This is a genomic window from Citrobacter sp. 50677481, from assembly GCF_001463265.1.
GTDB lineage: Bacteria > Pseudomonadota > Gammaproteobacteria > Enterobacterales > Enterobacteriaceae > Citrobacter_A > Citrobacter_A sedlakii.
The window spans coordinates 321528-333724 of record NZ_LNHZ01000027.1; the positions used below are offsets into that span (position 1 = coordinate 321528).

The 12197-nt window shown below is 51.9% G+C and carries 16 protein-coding genes and 1 other annotated feature; of the genes, 9 read left to right on the top strand and 7 right to left on the bottom strand.

Features of this window, described 5'->3' with window-relative positions:
- Positions 1-101 precede the first annotated feature (101 nt).
- The 3 genes from APU02_RS07280 to hxpB form a co-directional block, all read right to left on the bottom strand.
- The gene (locus APU02_RS07280; protein ID WP_042287473.1) at positions 102-689 is read right to left on the bottom strand and encodes a metal-dependent hydrolase; all 588 of its coding nucleotides are present in this window, start codon (positions 687-689) and stop codon (positions 102-104) included.
- 95 nt (positions 690-784) lie between these two features.
- Positions 785-1546: a 2-dehydro-3-deoxy-D-gluconate 5-dehydrogenase KduD gene (gene kduD / locus APU02_RS07285; RefSeq protein ID WP_060569660.1), complete on the bottom strand. Its 762-nt coding sequence runs from the start codon at positions 1544-1546 to the stop codon at positions 785-787.
- A 150-nt stretch (positions 1547-1696) separates the two neighbouring features.
- Positions 1697-2365, bottom strand: a complete 669-nt coding sequence (gene hxpB / locus APU02_RS07290) for a hexitol phosphatase HxpB (protein WP_060569661.1) — start codon at positions 2363-2365, stop codon at positions 1697-1699.
- 126 nt (positions 2366-2491) lie between these two features.
- On the opposite strand from hxpB, the gene APU02_RS07295 reads away from it, so the two are divergent.
- On the top strand, positions 2492-3028 hold the full coding sequence (locus APU02_RS07295; RefSeq protein ID WP_060569662.1) for a YniB family protein: 537 nt from the start codon (positions 2492-2494) through the stop codon (positions 3026-3028).
- Positions 3029-3095: 67 nt separating this feature from the next.
- On the opposite strand, the gene APU02_RS07300 is transcribed toward APU02_RS07295, so the two are convergent.
- The 3 genes from APU02_RS07300 to pfkB form a co-directional block, all read right to left on the bottom strand.
- On the bottom strand, positions 3096-3956 hold the full coding sequence (locus APU02_RS07300; RefSeq protein ID WP_060569663.1) for a fructosamine kinase family protein: 861 nt from the start codon (positions 3954-3956) through the stop codon (positions 3096-3098).
- A gap of 88 nt (positions 3957-4044) precedes the next feature.
- Positions 4045-4353: a type V toxin-antitoxin system endoribonuclease antitoxin GhoS gene (gene ghoS / locus APU02_RS07305; RefSeq protein WP_060569664.1), complete on the bottom strand. Its 309-nt coding sequence runs from the start codon at positions 4351-4353 to the stop codon at positions 4045-4047.
- Between the two features lie 97 nt (positions 4354-4450).
- Positions 4451-5383, bottom strand: a complete 933-nt coding sequence (gene pfkB / locus APU02_RS07310) for a 6-phosphofructokinase II (RefSeq protein ID WP_042287463.1) — start codon at positions 5381-5383, stop codon at positions 4451-4453.
- Between the two features lie 287 nt (positions 5384-5670).
- Between pfkB and APU02_RS07315 the strand changes: the two genes are divergently transcribed.
- Together APU02_RS07315 and APU02_RS07320 are read left to right on the top strand one after the other, a co-directional pair.
- Positions 5671-6429 (top strand): YdiY family protein, encoded by a 759-nt coding sequence (locus APU02_RS07315; RefSeq protein ID WP_042287461.1) that lies wholly within the window; start codon positions 5671-5673, stop codon positions 6427-6429.
- 264 nt (positions 6430-6693) lie between these two features.
- A complete protein-coding gene (locus APU02_RS07320) occupies positions 6694-6927 on the top strand; it encodes a hypothetical protein (protein WP_060569665.1) in 234 nt (77 codons plus the stop codon).
- A gap of 144 nt (positions 6928-7071) precedes the next feature.
- Here the strand turns inward: APU02_RS07320 and yniD are convergent, their stop codons facing one another.
- Complete coding sequence (gene yniD, locus APU02_RS26115) at positions 7072-7182, bottom strand: small membrane protein YniD (protein ID WP_120714873.1); 111 nt, start codon at positions 7180-7182, stop codon at positions 7072-7074.
- A 302-nt stretch (positions 7183-7484) separates the two neighbouring features.
- Between yniD and thrS the strand changes: the two genes are divergently transcribed.
- From thrS to pheS, 6 genes are all read left to right on the top strand, one after another.
- Positions 7485-9413 (top strand): threonine--tRNA ligase, encoded by a 1929-nt coding sequence (thrS, locus tag APU02_RS07325; RefSeq protein WP_042287456.1) that lies wholly within the window; start codon positions 7485-7487, stop codon positions 9411-9413.
- Positions 9414-9416: 3 nt separating this feature from the next.
- Positions 9417-9959, top strand: a complete 543-nt coding sequence (gene infC / locus APU02_RS07330) for a translation initiation factor IF-3 (protein WP_042287453.1) — start codon at positions 9417-9419, stop codon at positions 9957-9959.
- Between the two features lie 98 nt (positions 9960-10057).
- Positions 10058-10255, top strand: coding sequence for a 50S ribosomal protein L35 (gene rpmI, locus APU02_RS07335; protein ID WP_001124225.1), 198 nt, complete (start codon positions 10058-10060; stop codon positions 10253-10255).
- A gap of 117 nt (positions 10256-10372) precedes the next feature.
- Positions 10373-10729 (top strand): 50S ribosomal protein L20, encoded by a 357-nt coding sequence (rplT, locus tag APU02_RS07340; protein WP_000124849.1) that lies wholly within the window; start codon positions 10373-10375, stop codon positions 10727-10729.
- Positions 10730-10849: 120 nt separating this feature from the next.
- Positions 10850-10973: a sequence feature (Phe leader region), on the top strand.
- Positions 10855-10899 carry a pheST operon leader peptide PheM gene (gene pheM, locus APU02_RS26560; protein WP_001386830.1) on the top strand — a complete coding sequence of 15 codons (45 nt, stop codon included), beginning with the start codon at positions 10855-10857 and terminating at the stop codon, positions 10897-10899. It overlaps the preceding feature by 45 nt.
- Before the next feature lie 230 nt (positions 10974-11203).
- The gene (pheS, locus tag APU02_RS07345; protein WP_060569666.1) at positions 11204-12187 is read left to right on the top strand and encodes a phenylalanine--tRNA ligase subunit alpha; all 984 of its coding nucleotides are present in this window, start codon (positions 11204-11206) and stop codon (positions 12185-12187) included.
- Positions 12188-12197 lie beyond the last annotated feature (10 nt).

Sequence of the window (12197 nt, forward strand, 5' to 3'; positions counted from 1 at the left end):
ATCTGGAGCGAGCCTGTTGGCGCAAGAGTAGCAGAAGTGTGAACCGGCTCTTATATTCAAATGGAATTGTTTATGCCAAAAATGACAATTTCGCTGATTTACTAATCGATCTGATGTTTTATAAAGCGGTTGAACTGCATTTGCAGCGTATTGATCATGTCGGATGACCAGCGTACCGCACTGTTCTGGGGCAACGACTGGGGCATCCACACCGCCCAGGCAAACAGTGCCATGCAGAGAAAACGCTCCAGTTGATTCCCTTTCTGCGGGACGAGGATCGGTAACCGGAAACGCCAGCGACACGGCCAGAGCAGTGGAACGCCTGCCGGGGTGAGCATGTCGGCGAGAATATGGCTCAGATAGCCGAGAACCATACCCTGTAAGGCATCCGCCGGAATGATCCAGGTCTCTGGCACTTTCAGATAGAACGTCGCCAGCAAGGCAAAGACGGCGAGCAGGCTGTGCGTGAATCCGCGATGCCCGAACGCCCGGGCGATCGGTTTTGAGATCCACTTCAACCGTTGCCCGAGAAACGACTTCGGGTGATCGATATCCGGCAGCAGACAGGTCAGGATGGCGGAAGGAACGATATGCCACCAGTCGCCCTGTGCAAGCACGGGCGTCAACTCGGCGTTCTTGGCGAACACCGCGCAGGCAATAGAAAAGAGAAGGTGACCTTCCGCCGTCATGATACAACCCAATAAACTGTTAATTCGTACAGTATAGGATTTTTATACAGTAGGCGGAAGTGGTGACGTTGTAACTCTTTGTCAATATTGCGCGATTAACGCGCTAACCAACCGCCATCCACCGCCAGTGTGTAGCCATTGACGTAATCCGAGGCTCGAGACGCGAGGAAAACCACCGGGCCTTGCAGGTCCTCCGGCGTACCCCAACGTCCGGCGGGGATGCGATCGACAATCTCTTTGTTGCGCTCTGCGTCGTCACGCAGCTGCTGCGTGTTATTGGTCGCCATATAGCCGGGAGCAATGGCATTGACGTTTATCCCATACTGCGCCCATTCATTCGCCAGCAGCCGGGTTATCCCGAGGATGCCGCTCTTTGACGCGGTGTATGAGGGAACGCGGATCCCGCCCTGGAACGACAGCATTGACGCGATATTAATGATTTTTCCCCCATCACCCTGGGCAATAAACTGGCGGGCTACGGCCTGCGAGAGAAAGAAGACGGATTTCAGGTTCAGATTCACCACGTCATCCCAGTCTTTTTCGCTGAAACTGAGCGCGTCTTCGCGGCGAATGGTGCCGGCGTTATTCACCAGAATGTCGAGACGACCAAACTGCCCGACGGCTTGCGCGACGATATCCGCAAGAGGGTCTTGCTGACTGAGATCGGCCTGAATAGCGAAAAAACGGCGACCGGTCGCCGCGACTTTGGCGGCGGTGTCATGGGGTATTTTACGGTTCACCCCGATGATGTCGCAGCCCGCTTCGGCAAGCGCGACGGTCATTCCCTGGCCAAGTCCGGTATCGCAACCGGTAACAAGAGCGACTTTACCTGTAAGAGAAAACGCATTCAAAATCATAGTGACCTCGGCGACCCGCTGTTATTCGTTATTTGCCCGCAAAAAAGGATAGAAGAGGAAGACATAGAACACAACAAAAAATGAAACAATGTTTTATTTTTGTTGGTGAGGTGGGAAAAACGGGCAATGCCTGACACTGCCCGTGCGTGATCAACCGCGCAGATCGGCGGCGGTAAGTTCAGTCAGTGAGGTCAGCTTAACGTTGGCAAGCGCGAAACGTGGGTCGTGTTGGTCCTCTTTTGCAGGCACGACAATGGAGCGCATTCGCGCCGCCTTAGAAGCCACCATGCCGTTGACGGAGTCTTCCAGCGCGACACAGGTAAGCGGATCCACCCCCAGTTTTGCCGCACAGTCGAGATAGACCTGCGGATGTGGCTTACTGTAAGGCAGTTTTTCCGCCGAGGCGAGGGCGTCGAAACTGTCGCGCAAGTCAAACATGGTCAGCACTTTCTCCAGCATGTGCAGCGGCGATGCCGATGCCAGACCCACGAGCAGCCCCTGTTCTTTACACAGCGCCACGGCTTCTTTTACGCCGGGGAGCAGCGGGCGCGTCTCTTCGACCAGGGTGATCGCGCGGCGAATAATGCGCTCAGTCACTTCCTGACGGCTCGGGCCGTTCCAGGGTTGCTGGGCGAACCAAAGATTAACCACCATGTCGATGCGCAGTCCAAGCGTATCGGGAAGTTCATGGCGGCGGGTGATATCTACGCCTACACTTGCCAGCACGTCCAGTTCAGCCCGATCCCATAGTGGTTCGGAGTTAATCAGCAAGCCATCCATATCGAATATTGCCGCAAGAATTTGACGCGGAATTGTCATTACCACCTCTCCTTATAGAGCGTTCAGGGGTCAGAGAATAATCATAGTGTCTTTAAAGATCGAGCGAAAACAGTCATCAGCGGGTAGACTTAAGCCAAAACGACGCGTCTTTATCAAGGGGAGCTCATGACGTATCAACAAGCGGGACGCATAGCGGTGCTAAAACGGATCCTGGGATGGGTGATTTTTATACCAGCATTACTTTCTACTTTGATTTCCGCGCTGAAATTTATGTATGCGCATAGCGAAAAGCAGGAAGGCATTAATGCCGTCATGCTCGATTTTACCCATGTCATGATAGACATGATGCGGGTGAACACCCCGTTTCTTAATCTGTTCTGGTACAACTCGCCGACGCCTGATTTCCAGAATAGCCTGAACATTATGTTCTGGTTGATTTTTATTCTGATTTTCGTGGGGCTGGCAATGCAGGATTCGGGGGCCAGAATGAGCCGCCAGGCCCGTTTTCTGCGGGAGGGCGTTGAGGATCAACTTATTCTGGAAAAAGCGAAGGGCAGTGAAGGTCTAACCCGCGAACAAATCGAGTCGCGCATTGTCGTACCGCACCACACCATTTTTCTGCAGATTTTCCCGCTCTATATCCTGCCGGTGATTATTATCGCGCTTGGCTACGTCTTTTTTTCTCTGCTCGGCTTTTTATAAAACAACCCTGCCGGAGGGCGGTTTACGCCTGTCCGGCAGGGCTGCGCAGTGTCGCCAGGAATGAATGTCAGGCCGCTAAAATCTGGTCCAGCGCCTTTTGTGCCGTTACCAGATGCTGACCGCCAAACAGTCTGGCCCGGTTAAGCAGCGTGTACAGTTGATAAACCGGCTGCCTGTCGAGAAAATCGAGCGGCAGCGGCGAGACCGACTGATAGCCATCATAAATTTGCGGCGGTTGTTCCGTATGTAGCGGCAGCATCGCCAGATCGCACTCGCGGTCTCCCCAGTAGCAGGCAGGATCGAAAATGTACGGGCCGTCCGGCCCCAGCGCGCAGTTGCCGGACCACAAATCGCCATGCAGCAAAGAGGGCTGGGGCTGATGCGATGACAAACGTTGCTGAATATGTTCCACGATGGCGTCGATATTACCGAAGGCAATGCCTTTCTCGGCGGCTAATTCCAGTTGCCAGCCGATGCGCTGCTCGGCAAAAAAGGTCGACCAGCGTCGTTGCCAGGCGTTGGGCTGCGGCGTAGTGGAAAGGGCGTTGTCAAAATCCAGACCAAACTGCGGCTGATCGCTCCACTCATGAAGATGGGCCAACTGCTGCCCCAGAATAAACGCATTGTGCGCGTCCAGCGGACGGGGAGGGAGATAATCCATCACCAGGAAACTGTAATCCCGATCGGCTCCCACCGCCCAGACTTCTGGTACGGTGACAGTATGGCTGCGTGATAACAGTTCCAGTTGATCGGCTTCGGCGGTGAAGTCAGGAAGCACTTCCCGTTCATCACATTTAACGAAGAAATCACGTCCGGCATAGCGCACATGCCATGCGGCATGAATTTCTCCGCCAGGCAGTTCGTTACGCAGTTCGATTTCGCCTTCACCGAGTTGCTCGCTTAAAAGACGACTGATAGCCTGCCACATGATGTCTCTCCCCATGTTGTCTGCCAGATCATAAGGTTAGCGCAATAATGCGGTGAAAAAACACGAACTAACGCACAACGTGGACGCGTTAACGGGCTAATGGCGATGATTTTTCCCCGTTCTGCCATTCGTCCCAGGTCATTATTGTGATATCGGGCGTTTTGTTTAACGCGCTTTCCGCCAGTCCGGTCGCGAGAGCTTTTACCTCATCCGGGCTTTGCGCGCTGATCACCCCAAACGTGTTTGTGCCCAGTTCATGCACATTGCCGTCTTCGTCGGTTAGCGTGAGCAGAAAACCCGCGCGGGTGAAATGGTTGTTAAGCTCGTTGATTTCGGTTAATGAATCTTCATGAAACTTGACGGTAACGATGTACCGGGTGATATCCCCACTGGCCATTTGACACCTCTTTGTAAATACATGCTTTTTTAGCATAGTCGGTGAATGCGGATGCCGACAGGTGTAACGCATCCCCCTCAGGACGAGGGGGAGAGCATCAGGCTTGTGAGAGCCAGGCGTAGATTTTTTGTGTGTCCTCATGAGAACACAACCGCGTTCCTTGATTGATTGTCGCTGCGCTACCTGCCGCGACGCCAAAGCGCACCATATCCTCCAGCGAAGCGTCTTCCGCCAGTTTTAGGGTCATGGCGCCCACCATGCTGTCGCCTGCGCCAACGGTGCTCTGGCTTTTTACCGGCGGTGGAACGACCTGCACGCAGCTTTTACCGTCCACGCCCAGCGCCCCCTGAGGACCAAGAGAAACGACGACGCGACGGGCTTTACCGTTACGAACGATCTCTTCCGCCGCTTTACGCACGTCATCGGGTTGGGTCAGCTCACGGTTAACCAGCGCGCTCAGTTCCTTCTGATTGGGCTTTACCAGCTCGATATTGCCGATCGCCAGCGCCGCGGTCAGCGCCTCGCCGGAGCTATCAATAATGCAGCGAATGCCCTGTTTTTGGGCTGCGGTAATAAGCTGAGTCAGCTTGTCCACGCTCACCCCTGGCGGCAAACTGCCGCTAATAACGAGGATCGCGCCGGATTCTATCTCCAGAACCTGCTCTTCAAGCTGGCGAAACTCATCGTCATTCAGTGCCGCGCCGGGCATCACAAAGCGATACTGTTCACCGCTGGATTCAACATGAACATGAAGGTTTTGCCGGGTCCAGTCTTTGGCGTCGACGGTCGACACTGGAACCTGTTCGTCAGCCAGCAGCGATACCAGGTGTTCGCCAGTTGCGCCGCCTGCCGGGAAAATGGCGGTAGCGGTGCCGCCCAGATGGGCAATGGCGCGGGCGACGTTAATGCCGCCGCCGCCAGGCTCAAAAACGGGCGCCGTACAACGAAGCTTCCCTTCGGGATAGATCTGCGGCGTGATCGTTGCGCTATCGAGAGAGGGCGCAAGTGTTAACGTGTAGATACGTACCATCTTTTCCTCCTGTTAGGCTTATTTCAGTCTGGCACCGAACAGGCATAAAGTGAAGTCAATAACAAGCTGATTTATTGGCTCTTTATTAAATTTGTTTGCCTTAAAGATATATAAACAATTTAATGCTTTGGGAACTCTCTTATTCAAAAAATGAAATAAGAATTCATTGCTATGTTATTCGAGCCTTTTTATAATTTGTTACCTTTCCTGAGGCGTTTGTCATTGATCCCTCTGAAAGTTTCCGGGACCGTAACGGTCTCTTTTTTTGTTGTACGGACTCTTTATAAATGAAGCTTTTAAAGACAGTTCCCGCTGCGTTTCTGCTGGCGGGTGGCGTGTTTGCGTCAATGTACGCAGCTGCCGATGATTCCGTTTTTACTGTCATGGACGATCCCTCAAGTGCGAAGAAACCCTTCGAAGGTAACCTCAACGCTGGCTATCTGGCGCAGTCGGGTAATACCAAAAGTTCGTCCTTAACGGCGGACACAACGATGACATGGTACGGGCAAACCACCGCCTGGTCGCTATGGGGCAACGCAAGCAATACCTCTTCTAACGATGAGCGTTCTTCAGAAAAATATGCCGTTGGCGGGCGTAGCCGTTTTAACTTAAGCGACTACGATTATCTCTTTGGTCAGGCCAGTTGGCTGACGGATCGTTATAACGGCTATCGCGAACGTGATGTGCTCACCGCCGGTTACGGACGGCAGTTCCTGAATGGCCCCGTACACAGCTTCCGTTTCGAATTCGGTCCGGGCGTTCGATACGACGAGCACACCGATGGCACCACCGAGACACAGCCGCTGGGTTACGCGTCAGGCGCTTATGCATGGCAGATGACCGATACCACCAAATTCACTCAGGGTGTGTCGGTGTTCGGTGCGGAGGACACTACGCTGAACTCTGAAACGGCGCTCAACGTCGCCATCAACGAACACTTTGGTCTGAAGGTGGCGTATAACGTTACTTGGAACTCCGAACCGCCAGCAACAGCACCGGAGCATACGGATCGCCGCACGACCGTATCGCTCGGATACAAGATGTAATACTCCGCCAGGCTGTTATGCAGTCTGGCGTTTAAAATTGCGCTACCGTATTATTATTTTTCAACCGGAGTTTTATTTTTTTCGAAATTTTCATTTCTTCATATTTTCTCCATCTTTATCACATCTTTGCTTTATACAATTTATTTGACACGAATTGTTAATTATTTTGACTAGGCAAAAGTGTGATCCAGATCTACACTTAGCGATACAGGCAGATTATTGCCTTTAATACCAGGTTTTAATTCAAGTAAGAGATAAAACAATATGAATAATATCAAAACAGCCAGTGCGGCGATCGTGCTTTCCGCACTCTCTTTCGGCGCTTTCGCTGCCGAACCTGTGACAGCAACGCACGCAGACAACACCTCGCGCGTGGGCATTACCCAGGCGTCTGACGTAGAAGCCGGCTCGAATATCACACCGGGTTCGCAGTCTACGGGGCAAAGCATGAATGATGCGTTTAATGTGCATACGTTGGTTGCGGGTGAATGGTCTTAATATTTCATTACCGCAACGTGTGTTCTACTCGTTATTTTTCTTTATAAAAACCGGATCCTGATGTACCGGTTTTTTTATTTTCGTGATGAAACGTAAATTATTCTAAGCGTCTCGCCGCGTGGCCAGTCTGAAACAAGTCGCCCGTCACTCACCCCAAATCATTGCCGCCCAGCGCAGAAGAAGCATGGCGCCACAAATGGCAATAAGCACCACCACCATTTTCCAGTGTTTTTTTGCGAAGCGTTGCGTTGGCATCATTCATGTCCTGTCTGTCTTTGTTCGTGGCGGCAGTGTAACAAAACTTGCTGCGCTTCAGTGAATTGATTTACGTCATATCAGGCAGGGTGATTGCGACTTTGAACGGCAGGCAATGCCGTGTACACTGTCAGACGGTGTTATCAAAAAGCGGGTGTAGGCCCAGTGTCGCCATTACGGTGACCCGTGACATATTTCGCAGAGTGAAGCGGGAATCAGCCCATTACTTTTTGGTAATTTTAAATATCGAAACTTTGTATGTGATCTTGCGTATGGGTCACCACTGCAAATAAGGACATAACATGCCTGTTATTACTCTTCCTGATGGCAGTCAACGCCATTACGACCACGCTGTAAGCCCCATGGATGTTGCCCTGGATATCGGTCCGGGTCTGGCAAAAGCTACCATCGCTGGCCGTGTTAACGGTGAACTGGTGGATGCTTCCGATCTGATCGAAAATGACGCTTCGCTGTCTATCATCACCGCGAAAGATGAAGAAGGGCTGGAGATCATTCGTCACTCCTGCGCGCACCTGCTGGGCCATGCGATCAAACAACTCTGGCCAAATACCAAAATGGCGATTGGCCCGGTTGTCGACAATGGTTTCTACTATGACGTTGATCTTGACCGCACCCTGACCCAGGAAGATGTCGACGCGCTCGAGAAGCGGATGCACGAGCTTGCGGAGAAAAACTACGACGTCATCAAGAAAAAAGTGAGCTGGCACGAAGCGCGCGAAACCTTTGTGAAACGCGGCGAGCCGTACAAAGTCTCTATTCTTGATGAGAACATTGCTCATGACGATCAGCCTGGCCTGTATCATCATGAAGAATATATTGATATGTGCCGCGGTCCGCACGTGCCGAATATGCGTTTCTGCCATCACTTTAAACTGATGAAAACCGCGGGCGCATACTGGCGTGGCGACAGCGACAACAAGATGCTCCAGCGTATTTACGGTACCGCATGGGCAGATAAAAAAGCCCTTAATGCGTACCTGCAACGTCTGGAAGAAGCGGCGAAACGCGACCATCGTAAAATCGGTAAGCAGCTCGACCTCTACCATATGCAGGAAGAGGCGCCGGGCATGGTGTTCTGGCATAACGACGGCTGGACCATCTTCCGTGAACTGGAAGTTTTCGTCCGCTCCAAGCTGAAAGAGTACCAGTATCAGGAAGTGAAAGGTCCGTTTATGATGGACCGCGTGCTGTGGGAAAAAACCGGGCACTGGGAAAACTATAAAGATGCGATGTTCACGACCTCGTCTGAGAACCGTGAATACTGCATCAAGCCGATGAACTGCCCTGGGCACGTGCAGATCTTTAACCAGGGCCTGAAGTCCTACCGCGATCTGCCTCTGCGTATGGCGGAATTCGGTAGCTGCCATCGTAACGAACCGTCAGGCGCGCTGCATGGTCTGATGCGTGTGCGTGGTTTTACGCAGGATGATGCGCACATCTTCTGTACCGAAGAGCAGATCCGCGATGAAGTTAACGCCTGTATTCGTATGGTCTACGATATGTACAGCACGTTTGGCTTCGAGAAGATCGTTGTCAAACTTTCCACTCGTCCTGAAAAACGTATCGGCAGCGACGAAATGTGGGATCGTGCTGAGGCGGACCTGGCGGTGGCGCTGGAAGAAAACAACATCCCGTTTGAGTATCAACTGGGTGAAGGCGCCTTCTACGGTCCGAAAATTGAGTTTACTTTGTATGACTGCCTCGATCGTGCGTGGCAGTGCGGAACTGTACAGCTGGACTTCTCACTGCCGTCCCGTCTGAGCGCGTCCTATGTCGGCGAAGACAACGAGCGTAAAGTGCCGGTGATGATTCACCGCGCCATTCTTGGGTCAATGGAACGTTTCATCGGTATCCTGACCGAAGAGTTCGCTGGCTTCTTCCCGACCTGGTTGGCGCCGGTTCAGGTCGTGGTGATGAACATCACCGATTCGCAGTCTGAATACGTTAACGAATTGACGCAGAAACTACAAAATGCGGGCATTCGTGTAAAAGCAGACTTGAGAAATGAGAAGATTGGCTTTAAAATCCGCGAGCACACTTTACGTCGTGTCCCTTATATGTTGGTCTGCGGTGACAAAGAGGTGGAAGCTGGCAAAGTGGCCGTTCGCACCCGCCGTGGTAAAGACCTGGGCAGCCTGGACGTAAATGAAGTGATCGAGAAGCTGCAACAAGAGATTCGCAGCCGCAGTCTTCAACAACTGGAGGAATAAGGTATTAAAGGCGGAAAACGAGTTCAAACGGCACGTCCGAATCGTATCAATGGCGAGATTCGCGCCCAGGAAGTTCGCTTAACAGGTCTGGAAGGTGAGCAACTGGGAATTGTGAGTCTGAGAGAAGCGATCGAAAAGGCTGAAGAGGCTGGAGTAGATTTAGTTGAAATCAGCCCTAACGCCGAACCGCCAGTTTGTCGTATCATGGACTACGGCAAGTTCCTTTATGAAAAGAGTAAGTCTTCTAAGGAACAGAAGAAGAAGCAGAAAGTTATCCAGGTGAAGGAAATTAAATTCCGCCCTGGTACTGATGAAGGTGACTATCAGGTAAAACTCCGCAGCCTGATTCGCTTTCTCGAAGATGGCGATAAGGCCAAAATCACGCTGCGTTTCCGCGGTCGTGAGATGGCCCACCAGCAAATCGGTATGGAAGTGCTTAATCGCGTGAAAGACGATTTGCAAGAACTGGCAGTGGTCGAATCCTTCCCATCGAAGATCGAAGGCCGCCAGATGATTATGGTGCTCGCTCCTAAGAAGAAACAGTAAGGCCTTCAAGTAACCATTTCTGTGAAGCCTTCGGGCTTCACAGATTTTGTTCGCCCTACGTTTCGTTTAATTAACAATGCGAAGTGGAAGTTATTAAGATGCCAAAAATTAAGACCGTACGCGGTGCTGCTAAGCGCTTCAAAAAAACCGGTAAAGGTGGCTTTAAGCACAAGCACGCTAACCTGCGTCACATTCTGACCAAAAAAGCGACCAAACGTAAACGTCACCTGCGTCCGAAAGCCATGGTTTCCAAAGGCGATCTGGGCCTGGTTATCGCGTGCCTGCCGTACGCATAAGCCGTTAACGATTTTTTTAACTTTTTTACGCCCAATTGACGCGCTCCAACGCCAGGCAATTCAGGTCCTGGGTTGACAGCGGTAAAGGGCAAATCAGAATAGATACAGGAGAGCAACATGGCTCGCGTAAAACGTGGTGTAATTGCACGTGCACGTCACAAGAAAATTTTGAAACAAGCGAAAGGCTACTACGGTGCGCGTTCTCGCGTATACCGCGTAGCCTTCCAGGCTGTTATCAAAGCCGGTCAGTACGCTTACCGTGACCGTCGTCAGCGTAAGCGTCAGTTCCGTCAACTGTGGATTGCGCGTATCAACGCAGCAGCACGTCAGAACGGTATTTCTTACAGCAAATTCATCAACGGCCTGAAAAAAGCCTCTGTTGAAATCGACCGTAAGATCCTGGCTGACATCGCCGTATTCGACAAAGTAGCGTTCAGCGCGCTGGTTGAAAAAGCGAAAGCAGCTCTGGCATAAGCCAGTGAAAAGAGGGAGCCTGGCTCCCTCTCTTTTATTTGTAATGTCGTCAATGAGTTGACAATTCATCCGTAACCCTTTTCAATAAAGGTTCTCCGGTTTTTACCCTACAAGGTAACGCAAGCATGAATGCTGCTATTTTCCGCTTCTTTTTTTACTTTAGCACCTGATTCCAGGAGGCTAGCGCGTGAAAGAAGAAACGAAAAACAGCGCATAAAGCCTCCCTGGTGGAGGCTTTTTTTATACGCTTTATCCTTCAAGTTGTCGTTGTGTTGGCTGCATTCGCTCACCCCAGGCACGTACTGATGTACGCTTCTGAGGATTCGCTCTCTTGCCGCGTGACTCGGCTTGCAGCCTCGCCCTGTGGGGGCAGCGCAAGCGCTGTTAAAACACTTACGTGTTTTGTGATACAACCTGAATGATTTTGCGTATAGACGAGCGACTTATGATTATCGCCACATAATGAGGAAAACCATGTCACATCTCGCAGAGCTGGTTGCCAGTGCGAAGGCAGCCATTAACCAGGCGTCAGATGTTGCCGCGTTAGACAATGTACGCGTCGAATATTTGGGCAAAAAAGGGCACCTGACCCTTCAAATGACGACCCTGCGTGAACTGCCTCCTGAGGAGCGTCCTGCAGCCGGTGCGGTTATTAACGAAGCGAAAGAGCAGGTGCAGCAGGCGCTGAACGCGCGCAAGGCGGATCTGGAAAATGCGGCGCTGAATGCGCGTCTGGCGGCAGAAACGATTGACGTGTCGCTGCCCGGTCGTCGTATCGAAAACGGCGGCCTGCATCCGGTAACCCGTACCATCGACCGTATCGAAAGTTTCTTTGGCGAGCTGGGTTTTACGGTGGCGACGGGGCCCGAGATTGAAGATGACTATCATAACTTTGACGCCCTGAATATTCCGGGCCACCACCCGGCGCGTGCTGACCACGATACGTTCTGGTTTGATGCCACCCGTTTACTGCGCACCCAGACCTCCGGCGTGCAGATTCGCACCATGAAAGAGCTGCAGCCGCCGATCCGTATTATCGCGCCGGGCCGTGTGTATCGTAACGACTACGATCAGACCCACACCCCGATGTTCCATCAGATGGAAGGCCTGATTGTGGATACCAACATCAGCTTTACCAACCTGAAAGGGACGCTGCACGACTTCCTGCGTAACTTCTTTGAAGAAGATCTGCAAATTCGCTTCCGCCCGTCCTATTTTCCGTTCACCGAGCCTTCCGCCGAAGTTGACGTGATGGGCAAAAACGGCAAATGGCTGGAAGTCCTGGGCTGCGGCATGGTGCATCCGAACGTGCTGCGCAATGTCGGTATCGACCCGGAAATCTATTCCGGTTTTGCGTTTGGCATGGGGATGGAACGTCTGACCATGCTGCGTTACGGTGTCACCGACTTACGCGCCTTCTTCGAAAACGATCTGCGTTTCCTCAAACAGTTTAAATAAGGGCAGGACA

What these genes read in the sequence shown, in the direction of transcription:
- APU02_RS07280 (WP_042287473.1), bottom strand. Translation starts at nt 689, where the DNA reads ATGACGGCGGAAGGTCACCTTCTCTTTTCTATTGCCTGCGCGGTGTTC.
- kduD (WP_060569660.1), bottom strand. Translation starts at nt 1,546, where the DNA reads ATGATTTTGAATGCGTTTTCTCTTACAGGTAAAGTCGCTCTTGTTACC.
- hxpB (WP_060569661.1), bottom strand. Translation starts at nt 2,365, where the DNA reads ATGACAATTCCGCGTCAAATTCTTGCGGCAATATTCGATATGGATGGC.
- APU02_RS07295 (WP_060569662.1), top strand. Translation starts at nt 2,492, where the DNA reads ATGACGTATCAACAAGCGGGACGCATAGCGGTGCTAAAACGGATCCTG.
- APU02_RS07300 (WP_060569663.1), bottom strand. Translation starts at nt 3,956, where the DNA reads ATGTGGCAGGCTATCAGTCGTCTTTTAAGCGAGCAACTCGGTGAAGGC.
- ghoS (WP_060569664.1), bottom strand. Translation starts at nt 4,353, where the DNA reads ATGGCCAGTGGGGATATCACCCGGTACATCGTTACCGTCAAGTTTCAT.
- pfkB (WP_042287463.1), bottom strand. Translation starts at nt 5,383, where the DNA reads ATGGTACGTATCTACACGTTAACACTTGCGCCCTCTCTCGATAGCGCA.
- APU02_RS07315 (WP_042287461.1), top strand. Translation starts at nt 5,671, where the DNA reads ATGAAGCTTTTAAAGACAGTTCCCGCTGCGTTTCTGCTGGCGGGTGGC.
- APU02_RS07320 (WP_060569665.1), top strand. Translation starts at nt 6,694, where the DNA reads ATGAATAATATCAAAACAGCCAGTGCGGCGATCGTGCTTTCCGCACTC.
- yniD (WP_120714873.1), bottom strand. Translation starts at nt 7,182, where the DNA reads ATGCCAACGCAACGCTTCGCAAAAAAACACTGGAAAATGGTGGTGGTG.
- thrS (WP_042287456.1), top strand. Translation starts at nt 7,485, where the DNA reads ATGCCTGTTATTACTCTTCCTGATGGCAGTCAACGCCATTACGACCAC.
- rpmI (WP_001124225.1), top strand. Translation starts at nt 10,058, where the DNA reads ATGCCAAAAATTAAGACCGTACGCGGTGCTGCTAAGCGCTTCAAAAAA.
- rplT (WP_000124849.1), top strand. Translation starts at nt 10,373, where the DNA reads ATGGCTCGCGTAAAACGTGGTGTAATTGCACGTGCACGTCACAAGAAA.
- pheS (WP_060569666.1), top strand. Translation starts at nt 11,204, where the DNA reads ATGTCACATCTCGCAGAGCTGGTTGCCAGTGCGAAGGCAGCCATTAAC.